The organism is Chitinophaga sp. YIM B06452 (assembly GCF_039655965.1).
Taxonomy (GTDB): Bacteria; Bacteroidota; Bacteroidia; order Chitinophagales; family Chitinophagaceae; genus Chitinophaga.
This window is the reverse complement of record NZ_JAWLKY010000002.1, coordinates 1142600-1160379: the sequence shown is the minus strand read 5'-3', so window position 1 is coordinate 1160379 and position 17780 is coordinate 1142600. Positions and strand designations below refer to the sequence as shown.

General features: G+C 53.1%; 17 protein-coding genes. 16 read left to right on the top strand and 1 reads right to left on the bottom strand.

Annotated elements, in window-relative coordinates:
• Positions 1–3: 3 nt before the first annotated feature.
• Genes R3I13_RS14440 through R3I13_RS14370 form a run of 15 tightly spaced genes read left to right on the top strand, consistent with a single transcriptional unit; the run spans position 4 to position 16636 of the window.
• Positions 4–1251: an NAD(P)/FAD-dependent oxidoreductase gene (locus R3I13_RS14440; protein ID WP_346318672.1), complete on the top strand. Its 1248-nt coding sequence runs from the start codon at positions 4–6 to the stop codon at positions 1249–1251.
• On the top strand, positions 1248–1862 hold the full coding sequence (locus R3I13_RS14435) for a hypothetical protein (RefSeq protein WP_346318671.1): 615 nt from the start codon (positions 1248–1250) through the stop codon (positions 1860–1862). The genes R3I13_RS14440 and R3I13_RS14435 overlap by 4 nt, the downstream gene beginning before the upstream one ends.
• Before the next feature lie 5 nt (positions 1863–1867).
• Positions 1868–2131 carry a phosphopantetheine-binding protein gene (locus tag R3I13_RS14430; RefSeq protein WP_346318670.1) on the top strand — a complete coding sequence of 88 codons (264 nt, stop codon included), beginning with the start codon at positions 1868–1870 and terminating at the stop codon, positions 2129–2131.
• Positions 2128–3321 (top strand): beta-ketoacyl-[acyl-carrier-protein] synthase family protein, encoded by a 1194-nt coding sequence (locus R3I13_RS14425; protein ID WP_346318669.1) that lies wholly within the window; start codon positions 2128–2130, stop codon positions 3319–3321. Before R3I13_RS14430 ends, R3I13_RS14425 begins: the two co-directional genes overlap by 4 nt.
• Positions 3322–3326: 5 nt before the next feature.
• Positions 3327–4364, top strand: a complete 1038-nt coding sequence (locus tag R3I13_RS14420) for a beta-ketoacyl synthase chain length factor (RefSeq protein WP_346318668.1) — start codon at positions 3327–3329, stop codon at positions 4362–4364.
• Positions 4358–5128: a polysaccharide deacetylase family protein gene (locus R3I13_RS14415; RefSeq protein ID WP_346318667.1), complete on the top strand. Its 771-nt coding sequence runs from the start codon at positions 4358–4360 to the stop codon at positions 5126–5128. The genes R3I13_RS14420 and R3I13_RS14415 overlap by 7 nt, the downstream gene beginning before the upstream one ends.
• Entirely contained in the window at positions 5121–5750 is a 630-nt protein-coding gene (locus R3I13_RS14410; protein ID WP_346318666.1) for an outer membrane lipoprotein carrier protein LolA, read from the top strand. The genes R3I13_RS14415 and R3I13_RS14410 overlap by 8 nt, the downstream gene beginning before the upstream one ends.
• On the top strand, positions 5728–6351 hold the full coding sequence (locus R3I13_RS14405; RefSeq protein WP_346318665.1) for a hypothetical protein: 624 nt from the start codon (positions 5728–5730) through the stop codon (positions 6349–6351). The genes R3I13_RS14410 and R3I13_RS14405 overlap by 23 nt, the downstream gene beginning before the upstream one ends.
• Entirely contained in the window at positions 6351–6713 is a 363-nt protein-coding gene (locus R3I13_RS14400; RefSeq protein ID WP_346318664.1) for a 3-hydroxyacyl-ACP dehydratase, read from the top strand. Before R3I13_RS14405 ends, R3I13_RS14400 begins: the two co-directional genes overlap by 1 nt.
• A gap of 9 nt (positions 6714–6722) precedes the next feature.
• The gene (locus tag R3I13_RS14395; protein WP_346318663.1) at positions 6723–7913 is read left to right on the top strand and encodes a DUF2062 domain-containing protein; all 1191 of its coding nucleotides are present in this window, start codon (positions 6723–6725) and stop codon (positions 7911–7913) included.
• 8 nt (positions 7914–7921) lie between these two features.
• The gene (locus R3I13_RS14390) at positions 7922–11791 is read left to right on the top strand and encodes a 1-acyl-sn-glycerol-3-phosphate acyltransferase (RefSeq protein ID WP_346318662.1); all 3870 of its coding nucleotides are present in this window, start codon (positions 7922–7924) and stop codon (positions 11789–11791) included.
• Positions 11784–13292 carry an NAD(P)/FAD-dependent oxidoreductase gene (locus R3I13_RS14385; protein WP_346318661.1) on the top strand — a complete coding sequence of 503 codons (1509 nt, stop codon included), beginning with the start codon at positions 11784–11786 and terminating at the stop codon, positions 13290–13292. The genes R3I13_RS14390 and R3I13_RS14385 overlap by 8 nt, the downstream gene beginning before the upstream one ends.
• 1 nt (position 13293) lies before the next feature.
• Positions 13294–14973, top strand: a complete 1680-nt coding sequence (locus R3I13_RS14380) for a C45 family peptidase (RefSeq protein ID WP_346318660.1) — start codon at positions 13294–13296, stop codon at positions 14971–14973.
• Positions 14973–15335 carry a holo-ACP synthase gene (gene acpS, locus R3I13_RS14375; RefSeq protein WP_346318659.1) on the top strand — a complete coding sequence of 121 codons (363 nt, stop codon included), beginning with the start codon at positions 14973–14975 and terminating at the stop codon, positions 15333–15335. Before R3I13_RS14380 ends, acpS begins: the two co-directional genes overlap by 1 nt.
• Before the next feature lie 11 nt (positions 15336–15346).
• Positions 15347–16636: an AMP-binding protein gene (locus R3I13_RS14370; protein ID WP_346318658.1), complete on the top strand. Its 1290-nt coding sequence runs from the start codon at positions 15347–15349 to the stop codon at positions 16634–16636.
• On the opposite strand, the gene R3I13_RS14365 is transcribed toward R3I13_RS14370, so the two are convergent.
• The gene (locus R3I13_RS14365) at positions 16633–17121 is read right to left on the bottom strand and encodes a DUF6702 family protein (RefSeq protein ID WP_346318657.1); all 489 of its coding nucleotides are present in this window, start codon (positions 17119–17121) and stop codon (positions 16633–16635) included. The two genes, R3I13_RS14370 and R3I13_RS14365, sit on opposite strands and share 4 nt — an antisense overlap.
• 69 nt (positions 17122–17190) lie before the next feature.
• Between R3I13_RS14365 and R3I13_RS14360 the strand changes: the two genes are divergently transcribed.
• The gene (locus R3I13_RS14360) at positions 17191–17778 is read left to right on the top strand and encodes a HupE/UreJ family protein (RefSeq protein ID WP_346318656.1); all 588 of its coding nucleotides are present in this window, start codon (positions 17191–17193) and stop codon (positions 17776–17778) included.
• Positions 17779–17780: the final 2 nt, after the last annotated feature.

Sequence of the window (17780 nt, the reverse complement as noted above, 5' to 3'; positions counted from 1 at the left end):
AATATGCAAACTGAAAAGGTGGATGTACTTGTAATCGGCGCCGGCCCTGCCGGAACGGTGGCCGCATCCATAATCAACAAAGCCGGTTATTCAGTTAAGATCGTTGAAAAACTGAAATTCCCCCGTTTCGTGATCGGCGAAAGCCTTTTACCCCGCTGCATGGATGCCCTTACCGAAGCAGGTTTTATAGACGCCGTTTCCGAGCGCGGTTTCCAGAAGAAATTCGGCGCCAAGTTCGTCAAGAACGGCAAGGTCTGCGATTTCACCTTTGAAGAACAGCATACACCAGGGTGGACCTGGACCTGGCAGGTGCCCCGCGCGGATTTCGATCTCACCCTCGCCGATACCGTACAAAAGATGGGCGTGCCAGTGGAATATGAAACAACCGTAACAGGCATTCAGTTTTCAGGTTCTGATTCCGTAACAACCGTAGAAGATATCCACGGCAATAAAAAACAGATAGAAGCCCGTTTTATAGTGGATGGCAGCGGTTACGGCCGTGTGATCCCCAAACTCTTTAACCTGGAAAAACAATCCGTTCTCCAGCCGCGCAAAGCGCTTTTCGCACATACGGACGACATCCGCCGTTCTATGGCAGACGAGCCCAACCGCATCACCGCCGTTGTGCATGAAAAAGGCGTCTGGATCTGGATCATTCCGTTCTCCACCGGTGTAACGTCCGTGGGGTTCGTGGGCGACCATACTTTCCACGACCGCTTCAGCGGCTCGCCGGAAGAGCAGTTCCGGGCCATGCTCGATTCAGAGCCGTATACGAAAGAACGTTTCAAAGATGTGCCCCTGGTGTTCGAACCGCGCAAGCTGGAAGCCTGGAGCGCCACCACCGATAAATTTTATGGCGAGGGATTTGTGCTTACCGGCAACGTCACGGAATTCCTGGACCCGATCTTCTCATCCGGCGTAACTTTGGCTACCGTTTCCTCGCAAACAGCCGCGAAGCTGGTGATCAGGAGGCTGAAGGGCGAAGCGGTGGATTGGGAAAAAGAATACATGGAACCCACCATGCAGGGTGTGAACGTGTTCCGCTCCTACGTGATGGCCTGGTATGAAGGCACGCTGGATACTATTTTCTTCAGCAGGAACCCGGACCCGCTGATCAAACAGCAGATCTGCTCCGTACTGGCCGGTTACGTGTGGGACGAAAGCAATCCTTACGTGAAAAGCCATGAAGATGCGCTCAAAAGGCTGGCGCGCCTCATTGAACTGACCGATAAATTAAACCCGACGGCGTGAGCAGCAACGGCGCATATATCACCTCGGCCTGCGTGATCCGTGATCATGCAGTGATACGGAACGGCAGCACGGTATTTGAATCAAAAGATACCGACCTGCCCGGGTTCCTGCGCAGCCTGTACGACCGCTACAGCGGCCAGTACCCGAAGTTCCACAAGATGGACCTGCTCAGCAAACTGGGCTGGGCCGCTACGGAAATACTGCTGCAGGATATGCCGATGGATATGTACGCCCCGGAAGAAACAGGCGTAGTGCTGGCCAACACCAGCAGCAGCCTGGATACGGACGAACGTTATTATGAGACCGTCAGCGAAATAGCCAGCCCGGCCCTGTTCGTATACACCCTCCCCAACATCGTGATCGGGGAGATCAGCATACGCCACGGGTTCAAGGGCGAGAACGCATTCTTTATCGACGATCATTTCGATATTGAATTTATAACAGGATACGTGCGGCAACTGCTGGAAACAGGCGCTATCAACGCCTGCATCTGCGGCTGGGTAGAGCAATACCATGCCGGTTATGAAGCTGCGCTCTTCCTCGTTGAAAAAAACAGCCGCGGCATGGCCTTGCCGTTCACCGCGGGAGAAGTTGAAAAATTGTACAGATAACATATATGGAAAAGTTGATGGCAGATCTGAAAGCCCAGATCATTCAGCAATTGAATTTGCAGGAAGTAAAACCGGAAGACATCGGGAATGACCAGCCTTTGTTCAAAGAAGGGCTGGGACTGGATTCTATCGATGCATTGGAGCTGATCGTTTTGCTGCAGCAGCATCACAACATCCGTATCGCCAAACCCGAGGACGGGCCGAATATTTTTTATTCCGTTCGCACCATGGCTGAATATATTACTGCGGAGCAAAACAAGACCGCATGAGCGGAAACGTATGGATAGCAGGCGGCGGCGTTATTTCCGGCATTGGCCATGATCTTGGCCAGTGCATTGCTGCATTTGAAAAAATGCAGCCGGGGATGCGCAAGATGGAGCACCTGCAGTCCGTGCATGCCAACACTTTCCCGGTAGTGGAAGTGAAGGCCGGCAATGCGGAGCTGGCTGAAAAGGCCGGCATGCCTGCGCATTGGAGCAGGACCGCTCTGCTGAGTATGATCGCCGCCAAAGAAGCCTGGCAGAGCGCAGGATTGGGAGATATTGCCCAATACCGCGCCGGCTTTGTGTCTGCCAACACCGTAGGCGGCATGGATAAAACGGAGGACTTCATGAAAGCCTTCCTGGAAGACGCTTCCAAAGGCCGCCTGCGCGAAGTGGTGCATCACGAATGCGGCGCAGTGACCGAGCTGGTGGCAGACGCGCTGGGCATCCGGCATCATGTATCCACCATCAGCACCGCCTGCTCATCCGGCGCAAATGCGCTCATGTACGGCGCGCGCATGATCCGTGCAGGTATGCTCGACGTGGTGATCGCCGGGGGCACTGATTCGCTCACGCGCTTTACCCTCAACGGTTTCAATACCCTCATGATCCTGGATCAGCAGGCCTGCCGCCCCTTCGACGATACCCGCACCGGGCTCAACCTCGGCGAAGGCGCGGGGTACGTTGTGCTCGTGAGCGATGAGATAGCGGAAAATATCAAACCCTGGTGCAGGCTCAGCGGCTTCGCCAATGCGAACGACGCGTATCATCAAACCGCTTCCTCGCCTGAAGGCATCGGCAATTTCAAAGCCATGAAGGGAGCGCTGGAAATGAGCGGGGTAGCGCCTTCTGAGATCGGCTACATCAATCTTCACGGCACCGGCACGCAGAACAACGACAGTTCTGAAGGGCTGGCGGTGGAAAGGCTTTTTGCGCCCGCATACCCGCCCGCAAGCTCCACCAAAAGCTTTACAGGGCATACGCTGGGCGCCAGCGGCGGCATCGAAGCGGTATTTTCCGCCTGGGCCCTCCGCGAAGGCATCATTTACCCGAACGCAAACTTTACCACGCAAATGAAAGAGATCCCGTTCAGCCCCGTAACAGCCTTTTCGAAAGGCAATGCGCTGCGGCACGTGATGTCTAACTCATTCGGCTTCGGCGGCAACTGCTCGAGCCTGGTATTTTCAAAGGAATGAAGCATATGCAAGCATACATACAAGGCGCCGGTTGTGTATCCGCCCAGGATAACGCCCTGTTCTCCGGAACTGTCCGGGAGCACGAGGGGAACCGTTTACCTGTGGCGGACCCGGATTACAAACAGTGGATCGACATCAAACAGATCCGCCGGATGGGCCGCGTGATCAAGATGGGAGTGGCTGCTTCGCACATCAGTTTACAAAACGCAAACCTTGCCATGCCCGACGCGATTGTGATGGGCACTGCATACGGTTGCCTGGCAGACACAGGCGTGTTCCTCAACAAACTCGTCACGCAGCACGAAGACATGCTTACACCCACGGCTTTCATTCAAAGCACGCACAATACCGTAAGCGGGCAGATCGCGCTGATGCTGGGCTGCCATGCTTATAACAATACTTTCGTGCACGGCGCCTTTTCGCTGGAAAACGCCTTGCAGGACAGTTTGCTTTTGCTGGCCGAAGACCCTGCCAAACAGATATTGGCCGGCGCGGTAGACGAGATCACCGATTATTCCCATAGCATTCTTTCCCGCTTCAGGTTGTATAAAGATGCGGCTACCAGCGGGCTGCTGCATTCCAATACCCAGGGCACCATCGCGGGAGAAGGCGCCGCGTTTTTTGTGCTGGGCGCGGAGAAGAAACAAAATTCCATCGCTGAACTGACGGCGGTGGATATGTTATACAATCCATCTTCAGCAGAAGAAACGACAACACATATCGCAAAATTCCTGGAACGCCACGGTAAGCCGGACTTGTTGATAACAGGCAGGAACGGCGATGTGAAGAACGACAGCTACTATGCACCTGTGGAAGAAAAACTTTTCAAAGGTATACCCGTAGCGGCTTTCAAGCACCTATGCGGCGAATACCCGACTGCTGCGGCCTTCGCCATGTGGATGGGAACGGGGATATTGAAGAACGGCACAGTACCCGCCGCCGCCATGTTCAAAGACGAAGAGCCGGCTGCGCCGAAAAAGATACTGATCTGGAATCACGCGAACGGTAAACATCATTCACTCATTTTATTAAGCGCATGCTGAGAGACTGGGTTACATACCTGGGCCTGCTGGTCTTTTTTGTGCTGCTGTACCAGTACAGGATGGGGTATGCCCCATTCTGGGTAATATTCCTGCCACTGGCCGTGGTGACAGGCTTTTCGGCCTGGGGTGCGAGCCGCGTGGATTCGAATTATTTCATCAAAACATTGTGCAGGGCCGATACTAAAGAAAAAGCGGTTGCGCTTTCTTTCGACGACGGTCCTGTTCAAAAATATACCCCGAAGATATTGGACATTCTCCGGCAGCACCAGGTGCCTGCCGCTTTTTTTTGCATCGGCCACCGCGTTGCCGCCGAGCCTGAACTGCTTCGCAGGATACATGCGGAAGGCCACCTGGTAGGCAATCACAGCTACTCCCATCACACGCTTTTCGACCTGTATCCCACCTTCAAAATGAAGGAAGACCTGCAAAAGGCGAATGAAGAGATCAAACAGGCGATAGGAGAAACGCCCCGGCTTTTCCGCCCGCCGTATGGTGTTACAAATCCCATGCTGGCAAAGGCCGTAGCCAAGTTCGACCTTATTTCGGTGGGCTGGAGCATCCGCTCGCTGGATACGATGATCAAAGACGACGACGAACTGTTCGAGCGCGTCACAAAAAATATACAGGCGGGAGACATATTCCTTTTCCACGACACCAGCGAGGCTACGGCCAACATCCTGCCCGCGCTGATCAAGAAACTGCGGAGGGAAGGTTTCGCCATTAAACGGATCGATGAACTTTTAAATATACCGGCATATGCGTAAATGGATCTTATTGTGTTGTTGTTTTGTGGCCCTGAACGCCGCCGCCCAAACGGGTTTTAAGCCTGTGGGCAATATGGAGCAGTTCAGGCAGCAGTTCGCCAAAGCCGCACAGCAAACGAACAGCATTAAAAGCGATTTTGTGCAGGAGAAACACCTCAGCCTGCTGTCCGACAAAATAGTGAGCAAAGGCAAGTTCTGGTTCAAGAAAGAAAATAAGGTGCGGATGGAGTACAGCAGCCCTTCGTATTACCTGATGGTGATCAACGGGAAGAACTTCCGCATCAAAGACGCCAGGACAGACAAAAACATTTCAACCAGCGGCAATAAATTATTCGAGCAGATCAGCAAGATTACAGCAGACTGTGTGCAGGGCAACGTGCTGGGGAATAACGATTTTGCTACGAAAGTGCAGGAAAATGCCCAGTATTATTTGTTGCAGATGACGCCGGTGAGTAAAGGCATGAAAGACTTCTTTGCTTCCATCGACCTGCTGGTGGATAAAAAGGACCTCTCTGTCATAAAGATCACGATGCACGAGCGTTCGGGAGACGATACCATCATCAGTTTTAACCAGAAAGAAACAAACGTTCCCATCGCTGATGAGATTTTTGCTCTTAAATAGCCTGTTGCTGGTCATGCTGGCCTCCTGCACATCCGCGTACCGCGGGCTGCAGCGCAGCGAAGGCGATGCAGCCGTTTGCATGGAGCGCTTCCGGCCGAAAATAGAACAGCCCGTGCTGTATGCCACGCAGGTGGATATATTGCAGCATCATTTGTCGGGCCTGCTGTATTTCAAACCCATGGAAGACAGCAGCATGCGCGTAGTGTTCATGAGCGAGATGGGCATGAAGTTCTTTGATTTCGAATTCAGCAGGGACGGCAGTTTTACCAAACATTACATGCTGCCTAAGATGGATAAAAAAGCGGTGGTGAAAACGCTGAAGAAAGATTTCGAAATGATCCTCATGCGCCAGAACCCGGCGGCGGCAACGGTATACACGATGGACGGCCAACGGTATACCGCATTTGATCTTCCGAAAGGGAACATCTACTACATCACCGACAAGGATTGCCAAACGCTGCTGCGCGTAGAGAACGGCTCCAGGCGCAAGCCGGTGGTGGAGGCTTTCATGACGCATTACCGCAACGGCGTGCCGGACAGCCTGCTGGTGCAGCATAAAAAAGTTAAATTCACGATTTCATCACAACGAGTGGAAAAATAATGTTAACAGGAAAATTTTTTACAATCGTTTCCCAACAACAGCCGGACGCACAGTCCGTTCACACTGTTATTGCCTGGAACGCCGCCCACCCGATCTTCGAAGGCCACTTCCCTGACCAGCCGGTAGTGCCGGGGGTTTGCATGATGCAGACCATCCAGGAACTGCTGTCTGCCGCTGTGGGCAAGGAACTGCTGGTGGAGAAAGCCTCCAATATGAAATTCCTCAACATGATAGACCCGAGGCAGGCGCCGCAAGTAACGGTGGAGATCACCTGGGCGGCAGACGATGCTGCTTACAAAACCACTGCAGTCATAAAACACGATGCAACCGTTTTCCTGAAATTCCAGGGACGATTTAAATAAATGGAACCTTTGCCAACATACGAACCGCAATTCAGCACCGGCAAGATCTGCGTGCTGGTGCCCACCTACAACAACGCCGGGACCCTCGGCGATGTATTGCGGAACGTGCTATCCTATACCAGCCACGTGATCGTGGTGAACGACGGTGCTACCGACCATACCGCAGACGTGCTGGCCGCTTTCCCGCAGGTGTCAGTCGTATCGTACCTGCCTAACCAGGGCAAAGGCATCGCGCTGCGCCGCGGCTTCAAATACGCCATAGAACAGGGTTACGACTATGCCATCACGATCGATGCGGACGGGCAGCATTTTGCCAGCGACCTCCCCGTTTTCCTTAAAAGATTAAAGACCGAGCCCCGGGCCATTCTCATCGGTGCAAGAAATTTGCAGCAGGAGAATATGCCGGGTAAGAATACGTTTGCCAACAAATTCTCCAACTTCTGGTTCTACGTGGAAACAGGCCTCAAAGGGCCGGACACGCAATCCGGTTACCGCCTGTACCCGCTCCATGCCATGAAGAAGATGCGGTTTGCCTGCCGGAAGTACGAGTTCGAGATAGAAGTGCTGGTGAGAAGCTCCTGGAAAGGCATTAAAGTAGACTGGGTGCCCGTGCAGGTGTATTACCCGCCCGCAGAAGAAAGGGTTTCCCATTTCAGGCCCTTCCGCGACTTTTCGCGCATCAGCGTGCTGAATACGGTGCTTGTAACGATTGCGTTCCTCTACATCCATCCCCGCAACTTTATCCGGTTATTGTTTTCCAAAGGCGGTCTGAAACAGGTGCTGAGGAACCTGCTGATGAGCCCGGAAGAAACGAACGGCCGCAAAGCCCTGTCCATCGGCTTCGGCGTGTTCATGGGCATCGTGCCGATCTGGGGGTTCCAGATGCTGGTGGCGCTTGCGCTGGCTGCTTTGTGGCGGCTGAACAAGGCGCTGGTGATCATTGCGGCGAATATCAGCATCCCGCCGATGATCCCGCTCATCATTTACCTGAGCTTCGTCACCGGGCGCATATATGTGGCGGAAGACGCTACCTGGGTGATCTTCAGCAAAGACCTTACGATCGAATCTATGCGGCAGAACCTGTTCCAGTACGTCACCGGCGCCATTACGCTGGCCGTGATCGCGGGGCTGCTGGCGGGAACGGTAACGTACCTGCTGCTGTCTGTTTTCCGGAAAAAACGCGTGGCGGTTAACCAGTAATATTGACCATGGGAACATTCTTTATATCCATCTATAATTTTTTTAACGCCCGTAAATGGCTGCTGTGGCTGTTTACGCTGGCTTTGTTTGCCGTGGCCGGCGTGCTGGCCTCGCAGGTAAAGCTGGAAGAAGATATCACCCGCATCCTTCCCAGGGATAAAAAAATTGACCGGCTGAGCCAGTTCCTACAGAACTCGAAGTTTGCAGACAAGCTGGTGATCATGGTGTCGCAGAAAGATACCACCGCGCAGGCGGAGCCGGACAGCCTTACCGCCACGGCGCAGGAATTCCTTGCCGGGCTGCAGAATGAACAGCTGGCGGCAGATATCAAAGCCGTGCAGGGCCAGTCGGACGACGGGATGATCATGGGCCTGGTGAGCACCGTGCAGAAGCATCTGCCGGTTTTCCTTGAAGAAAAAGATTATGCGCAGATCGATTCGCTGACTGCCCCGGAAAAAATAAAGCAAACGGTTGAATCGAATTACAATACATTGATCTCGCCTGCGGGCATGGTGTTGAAACAGGTGATACAGGCGGACCCTGTGGGTATTTCATGGCTGGGCGTTAAGAAGTTGCAGGCTTTGCAGGTAGACGACCAGTTTGAGCTGTACGACGGGTTTGTGATGAGCAAAGATCATCGCAACATCCTGTTGTTCATCACGCCCGTGCATCCGCCGAATGAAACGGGGAAAAACAAAGAATTCCTTGGTAACCTTGACCATTGGATAGACACTGTGCAAATGGTTCACAAAACCACCGGCATCAGCTATTTCGGCGCAACGGCGGTATCCGTCGGCAACGCCATGCAGCTGCGCCAGGATACTTATCTCACGCAAGGCATTACCGTGCTGCTGCTGATCGTGCTGATCGCGCTGTTCTTCAGGCGAAAACGCGCGCCGTTATTGGTGATGCTGCCTGTTGTGTTTGGCGCGGTGTTCTCCGTAGCCATGGTATACCTCGTACAAGGCGGCATTTCCGTGATCGCGCTGGGCGCTGGCTGCGTGGTGCTGGGCATTGCCGTGAATTATTCCCTGCACGTGTTCAACCACTACCGTCATTTGCCGGACATCCGGCAGGTGATCCGCGACCTGGCCATGCCCATGACAGTGGGCAGCTTCACGACCGTGGGCGGTTTTCTCTGCCTGCAATTCGTGAAATCGCCCATGCTGCAAGACGTTGGACTGTTTGCCGCATTCAGCCTCATTGGCGCTTCGCTGTTTTCCCTCATCATCCTGCCGCACCTGATCGTGCTTGGCAGGCCCGCACAGGAGAAAGCGCCTCATCATAACATCATCGACAGGCTGAGCCAGTGGCGGCCTGAGCGTAATAAATACCTCGTTGGCGGCATCCTGCTGCTCACGGTCGTGTTCTTTTTCTCCGCCAAAAAGGTGACGTTCGAAAGCGATATGATGCGGATGAACTTCATGCCGGAGCATTTGAAGAAAGCGGAAGAACAATTGAACCGGCTGAATGCGTACACCGCGCAGAGCGTCTACATGCTGTCTGAAGGCAAGGACCTGGACGAAGCCCTGCGGCACCGCGAACAGGCGGACACCGTGTTGCAGCGCCTTATCCGGACCGGCGCTATCAAAAAAGTAGCCGGTACCGGCGGGCTGTTGCTGTCTGAAAAGGAACAGGCTGAAAGGATCGCCCGCTGGAAAGCTTACTGGACGCCGGAGAAACAGCAAAGGCTGATGCAGCAACTGCGGGCGGAAGGACAGGTATACAAATTCAAACCCACGGCCTTCGACCCGTTCGAACAATTGATCACAAAAGATTACGGGGTGATCTCCCCTGAAAAGTCAGCGCTGCTGGAAGTGAACATGATCAACGACCTGGTGACGCTGAAGCCGCAATCCGCTTCCGTTTCCAGCCTGCTGAAGGTGGACCCGGCCCGGAAAGCAGTGGTGTACGCAGCCCTGGAAAAACAACCGGGCACCGTAGTGATAGACAAACAATACACCGCCAACCGCCTGGCTGAGCTGATCAAAGAGGAATTCAATACGATAGCATGGATGACCTCCCTGCTCGTGTTCTTCGCGCTGCTGCTGTCTTACGGCAGGATAGAACTTGCGCTCATCACCTTCATTCCCATGCTCATCAGCTGGGTCTGGATACTCGGCATCATGGGCCTTTTCGGCATACCGTTCAATATTGTCAATATCATCCTCTCCACCTTCATTTTCGGCCTGGGCGACGATTACAGCATTTTCACGATGGACGGGCTGCAACAGGAATACAAGACCGGCAGCAAACATCTGCCGTCTTTTAAATCTTCCATCTTTTTCTCCGCCATCACCACCATACTGGGGCTGGGCGTGCTTATTTTCGCGCAACATCCCTCCCTGCGTTCCATCGCGCTGATAGCGGTGATCGGGATCAGCTGCGTAGTAGTTACTTCGCAGGTGCTCATTCCTTTCTTTTTTAACTTCCTGATCACCAACCGCGTAAACAAAGGGAAGCGCCCACCATGGACGCTTTGGAGCTGGTCCAAGTCTATGTTCGCTTTTACCTATTACACGGTGGGCGCCATTTTGCTGACGGTGATCGGTGTGATACTGACCCGCATCAACTTCATCCATCTCGAAAAAGGAAAGAAGATCTATCACTGGATATTGTCCAAGTTCACGTGGAGCCTGCTGCACATCATGGGCAACATCAAAAAGGTGACGATCAACACTTCCGGGGAAGATTTTAAGAAACCCGCGGTGATCATCAGCAACCACCAATCGTTCCTGGACATCCTGATGTCTACCGCCATGACGCCCAACGTGGTGTTGCTCACCAATCAATGGGTATACAACTCGCCGCTGTTCGGCTACGTGGTGAAGATGGCGGACTATTATCCCGTGGCCGAAGGCGCGGAAGCCAGCATTGATAAGCTACGAGACAGGGTGGAGCATGGTTATTCCATCGTCATCTATCCCGAAGGCACCCGTTCCACCGACGCCAGCATCAAACGTTTTCATAAAGGCGCTTTCTACCTGGCGGAAGAACTGAACCTGGATATTATTCCCGTGGTGCTTCACGGTACCGCCTACACGATGTCTAAAGGCGACTTCCTGCTCAAGAACGGCACCATTTCACAAAAAATATTACCACGCATAAAACCTGACGATACCCGCTGGGGCGATAATTACAGCACGCGCACCAAGCTCGTGAGCCGTTATTTCAGGCAGGAGTACGAGCAGATGCGGAAGTCCATCGAAACGCCCGCCTGGTGGCGCGAGCAGCTGGTGTACCAGTATCTTTACAAAGGGCCTGTGCTGGAATGGTACATGCGCATCAAAACGAAGCTGGAAAACAATTACGCGCTTTTTCATGAACTACTGCCCGCGAAAGGGAACATCATGGACATTGGCTGCGGCTACGGTTTCATGAGCTATATGCTGCACTTCCTGAGCCCTGAAAGAACCATGCTGGGCGTGGATTACGACGAAGATAAGATCGCTACCGCGCAGCATTGTTACATCCGCAACGAACATGTGCGCTTTGAAGCGGCAGACATCACACAGTACCAGCTCCCGCACCAGGACGCATTCGTGATACTGGACGTGTTGCATTACCTGCAGCCCGAAGCGCAGGAAAAGCTGATCCGCCAGTGCCTGCAAAAACTGAATCCCGGCGGCGTGATCATCGTGCGGGACGGCGATGCAGACCTTACCGAAAGGCATAAAGGCACCCGTTTAACTGAACTTTTCAGCACACGTTTGCTGGGTTTCAACAAAACAGGCAATAAGCTGTCTTTCTTTTCTTCGTCCACCCTGCGCAGCATCGTGGAGAAAAGCGGGGGTACCGTGGAACAGATCGATAACACGAAGTTCACTTCCAATGTTATTTTCATTATCAAACATTCATTCAGCGAGCAATATGCATAATTACGATGTAGTGATCATTGGCAGTGGCCTGGGCGGCTTAACCTGTGGGGCGATCCTCAGCAAGAACGGCTACAAAGTGTGTGTACTGGAAAAAAACAAACAGATAGGCGGATGCCTGCAAACGTTTACCCGCGACCGGACCATTTTCGATTCCGGCGTTCATTACGTGGGCGGGCTGGAGCCGGGGCAGAACATGTACCAGATATTCAAATACCTGGGCATCATGGAAAAGCTCAATCTGAAGCGGCTGGACATGGATTGTTTCGACCGCATCGCGTTTGCGGGGGATAACAAGGAATACAAAATGGCGCAGGGATACGAGCTTTTCATAGAAGGGCTGCTGAAAGATTTCCCCGGTGAAGAAAAGGCCCTGCGTGAATATTGCGAAATGCTGCAATACATCTGCACCAAGTTCCCGCTGTACAACCTGCGCATGGGCGGCTTCGACGAAAAGGAATCCGTGCTCAGCATCAATGCCGCCGAATATATCAACAGCCTCAGCTCCAACCGCCGCCTTACGCAGGTGCTGGCGGCCAACAACCCGCTATATGCAGGTGTGGAAAGCAAAACGCCGATGTACGTGCATGCGCTGGTGCTGAACAGCTACATCGAAAGCTCCTGGAAATGCGTGAACGGCGGGTCGCAGATCGGCAAGTGGCTGGGCCGCGTGATCCTTGAGAACGGCGGCACGCTCATCAAACACCAGGAAGTGAAACGCATCGTTGCGGAAGGCCATGACGTGAAGTTCGTAGAAACCGCTACAGGACAGCAATATACGGGCAAACACTTCATTTCCAACGTTCACCCGGCCAACACGCTGGACATGCTGGAGGCCGACGTGATCCGCCAGGCTTACCGCTCCCGCATCAAATCGCTGGAGAACGGCAACTCCACCCTTATGCTGAACGCCGTGCTGAAGCCGGGCATGTTCCCACATATGAATTACAACTACTACTACCACGGTGTGGAGAGCGTTTGGGGTGGGCATGACTATACGGAAGAAACCTGGCCCACCGGTTATGCCATGTTCATTTCTCCCGATGCGAAAGATCACCGTTTTGCCAACGGCCTTTCTATTATGGCGTACATGAACATCAAAGACGTTGCGCCCTGGATAGACACGTTCAACACCGTTTCCCGGGAAAGCGACCGTGGCGCGGATTATGAGGCATTCAAAAAAGAAAAAGCAGAGAAACTGCTGGACATCGTAGAGAAACGTTTCCCCGTGATCAGGCAGTGCATACAGAGCTATTACGTGGCCACGCCGTTGTCTTTCCGCGATTACATCGGCACGTCGGACGGCTCGATGTACGGTGTGCTGAAGGACAGTAACGATCCTTTGCGTACCTTCATCTCTTCCCGGACGAAGCTGAACAACCTGTTCCTCACCGGGCAGAACCTGAACATGCACGGCATACTTGGCGTGAGCATGAGTTCCGTAGTAACCTGCTCCGAGCTGCTGGACATGGAAAAATTATTACACGATATCAAGATGGCATAAAATGGCTGTGAAGAAAAGATCGATATGGAAGAAATTGCTGAGGTTCTTTTTATTTACCCTCGGCTTTTTCGTGTTGCTGCTGGCGGGCCTGGCTGTTTACCTTTACATTGTTGCCCGCATGCATCCGCCGGAGATAGCGGACAAAAGCAGCCTGCAATGGAAGCGCAGCCAGGTGGATTCCACCGCTTTCACGCTGAACAACAGCTGGTTCAGGAAAAGCCGCAGCGGCCTGTATGAGATGTACATTGAAGGAAAGCCGTTCGAGAGAGGCGTGGTGTACGGCAAGCTGGCGGAAGAGCTGGTGCAGCGGCAGGAAGACCATTTCACGGAACAGATCGGCAAAATGATCCCTTCCAAAGCTTACCAGCATTTCCTGAAATACCTTATCGGCTGGTTCAACCGCCATATGGACGAAAACGTTCCCGAAGAATACAAAGAAGAAATTTACGGCGTGTCTTTCGCCGCCAGCTCCCAATACGAATTCATCGGTTCCAACTACCAGCGTATCATGAACTATCATGCCGCGCACGACATCGGTCATGCCCTGCAAAGCATGGCCCTGGTAGGTTGTACGTCTTTCGCCACCTGGAACGACCGCTCGGAAGACAGCTCGCTGATCATCGGCCGCAATTTCGATTTTTATGTGGGCGACAAGTTTGCGGAAGAGAAGATCGTCGCGTTTTACAAGCCGGATAAAGGATACCGTTTCATGTTCATCACCTGGGCGGGCTTTACCGGCGTGGTTTCCGGCATGAACGAGCAGGGACTTACCGTTACCATCAACGCCGCCAAATCCAGCATGCCTTCCGGCTCTGCTACGCCGGTGTCGCTCGTGGCGAGGGAAATATTGCAGTACGCGAAGAATATTGATGAAGCATATGCCATTGCGCGGAAAAGGAAAATGTTCGTATCAGAATCTTTCCTGATCGGCTCCGCGAACGACAACCGCGCCGCCATCATCGAGAAAACGCCGGAAGAGCTGGCGCTGTACGATCCCAAAGACAACGAAATATCCTGCGCCAACCACTTCCAGAGCAAAACGCTGGGTGCTTCCGCTCCCAACAAAGAGCAGCTGGACGAAAGCGCATCGCCTTACAGGTATAAACGTTTGCAGGAACTGCTGCAACGCAACGGCAAAAACTCCGTTACCAAAACCATTGCCATCCTACGCGACCAGAAAGGCCTGAACGATGCGGACATCGGCATGGGCAACGAAAAAGCGTTGAACCAGCTGATCGCCCATCACTCCGTAGTGTTTGAGCCGAAGCAGCTGAAAGTGTGGGTGAGCACAGCGCCCTGGCAGCTGGGTGAATTTGTGGCGTATGACCTGAAAAAAGTATTTGCCATGAACGGCCTGCAAACCGACCACGAGATCTGCGACAGTGCGCTGACCGTACCGGCAGACAGTTTCCTGCAAACCGCCGACTACCGCAAGTTCGTGGACTTCCGGGCGCTGAAGGCCGCGGTGATGGATAAACAGGCCGTTGATGTGGAGCGCCTGGTAGCGGATAATCCCGCCTATTATCATGCCTATGTGCTGGCAGGTGATTATCTTTACCGGCAGAAAGATTACAGCAAAGCCAAACAATATTACCAGCAGGCGCTGACAAAAGAAATAGCCACCAAGGCAGAGAAAGACCACGTGCTAAAGCGCATTGCGGATTGTGATAAAAAAATATAATGCGAGGCATCGGAACAGATATCGTTGAAGTAGACCGCATAGCCGCCAAGATCGGGAAAGGGCAGGGCTTCCGCGAGCTGGTGTTTACACCGCTCGAGATAGACTATTGCGAAAAGCTGGTGAATAAATTCGAAAGCTACGCCGCAAGGTTCGCTGCCAAGGAAGCATTCCTGAAAGCCCTGGGATTGGGTTACGGCGGAAGCGGCATTCATTTCAACGAGATCGAGGTGAGGAACGATGCGGCCGGTAAACCGGAACTGTTCCTTATCGGCAATGCAGCAGCGAAGATGGAGGGTTTGAACGTACTGCTGTCCATGTCTCACATAAAAGCCGTGGCCATGGCCACTGTTGTGATTTTCTAACCGGAAGAACTATGTACATACCTGATATAGAATTGCAATCCCCCGCCGCCATCCGGCAGTTCCAGGAAAAGGCCCTGCAGCACCTGCTGGGTTACCTGCGGCAGTTCTCGCCCTTTTACAGGGAATGGTTTACCCGCCACGGCCTGGATACAGACAGCATCCGCACGATAGACGACCTGCGCCGCATTCCCGTGGTCGGCAAAGAAGACCTGCAGCAGCGGAACTGGGATTTTTTGTGCGTAGATAAAAGCAGGATCGCGGAGTATACCTCCACCTCAGGCACTTTGGGCAAACCGGTGATCATTCCTTTAACGGAGAAAGACCTGGAGCGCCTTACCTATAATGAATTTATTTCCTTCAGCTGCGCCGGTGGTACCGACGAAGATATTTACCAGCTGATGCTCACGCTGGACCGGCAATTCATGGCCGGGATGGCGTATTATTCCGGTATCCGGAAAATAGGTGCGGGTGTGCTGAGAGTGGGGCCTGGCGTGCCTTCCATGCAATGGGAGAACATCAGCCGCATACAACCCACCACCATCGTGGCCGTTCCTTCCTTCATCCTCAAACTGATCGCGTTCGCGGAAGAACATGGCATCGATATCAATGCATCGTCCGTCAAAAAAGCGGTTTGCATCGGCGAGAACATCCGCAATACCGATTATACCTACAACGTACTGGGTAAAAAGATCACGGATAAATGGAACATCCGGCTCTTTTCCACCTATGCTTCCACCGAAATGCAGACCGCCTTTACGGAATGCAAAGCCGGCAGGGGAGGGCACCATCACCCCGAACTGCTGATCGTGGAGCTGCTGGACGAGAACGACCAGCCAGTGCCTCCCGGCGCCCCCGGCGAAGTGACCATCACCACGCTGGGCGTGGAAGCCATGCCGCTGCTGCGTTACAAGACCGGCGACATCTGCCAGTACGATACAACTCCCTGCAGCTGCGGCCGCCAGACGCTCCGCCTTTCCCCCGTGATAGGCCGCCGCAAGCAAATGATCAAATACAAAGGCACCACGCTGTACCCGCCCGCGCTCTACGACCTGCTGAGCGATATGGAAGAAGTGAAAGAGTTTATCGTGGAAGTGTTTTCCAACGAGATCGGCACGGACGAAATACTGCTGCACCTCAGTCCCGCGGAAGTGACGGAAGACGTGGACCGCAGGATCAAATCCTACCTCCAGGCCAAGCTCAGGGTAATCCCGCAGGTGAAGTACTGCACCATGCAGGAGATACTCAAAATGCAGTTCCCCGAAGGCAGCCGCAAACCCGTAAAATTCCTGGATAACCGTTAAAGATCGAAGCTGGCAGCAGCTTTAGGGTTATCGATCTTCGTGCTTTTCCGCTGGCCGTTCACGACCAGGTGGATCATATGCCCCTGCGTGTCATGCTCCGCGTAAAGCACGTCATTCTGAATATCAAGATGCCTGAAAGGCGCCATAGGCGTTACTTCCAGGAAACACCAGGCAGCGTCTTCGGAGACCTGGTAGCCGAGATACTTCAGCGCAAGTGTTTTACCGTCTGCGCTCAGCGCAAAATGCTGGCGGAGATACCGGGCGATCATGGTATCTACCGCGGGGCGGTCTTTGGGTTTGATAATGTCCAGGCTGGTCTTATTGTACTTTTTGAGCGCATTCTCCAGGTCGTCCGTAAAGATGCGGCAGCTCACCTCCAGGCTCTTACGCGGCTGGTTGTACCTGATCTCCGTTACGCTCATATAAAAGGGATGCACTGCGCTCATCCATATGGGCAACAACCATTTGCATAATAATACTCCCATTTGCCACCAAAAATTTTATTTTTAAACTTGTCTTGCTTATACTTACGAAGTTACACAAAAATCTACGCCATGGAGGAGTTCAGCTTGTATTTTGCAGAGGGCTGGAAACATATCGCGGATCTGAACGGTTATGATCATATTCTTTTTGTGATGGCGCTGTGCGCCGTTTACCTGGTGAAAGACTGGAAAAAAGTGCTGGTGCTCGTTACAGCGTTCACGGTCGGGCATTCCGTTACACTCGCGCTCAGCGTGCTGAACATCATCAGGGTACCTACTGCGCTCATCGAGTTCCTGATACCCGTTACCATCGTGATCACCGCGCTGGTGAACATTATCCGGCGCGATCAACCCGGCAGCGCCCTGCAGCTGAATTATCTCCTGGCGCTGTTTTTCGGCCTCATACACGGGATGGGCTTTTCCAATTACCTGAAAAGTATGCTGGGCACGCAGACCAATGTCGTAAAACCTTTGCTGGCCTTCAACCTTGGGCTTGAATTTGGGCAGGTGTTGATCGTAGCCGTGATCCTGCTGCTGGCACAGATCGTAGTGAACCTTACCAGTATGGCGCGCCGGGATTGGATCATGTTCCTTTCCTCCGCCATCTTCGGCTCTGCTTTTATTATGAGCATTGAAAGACTCAGAGAATTAATGAATTGAAT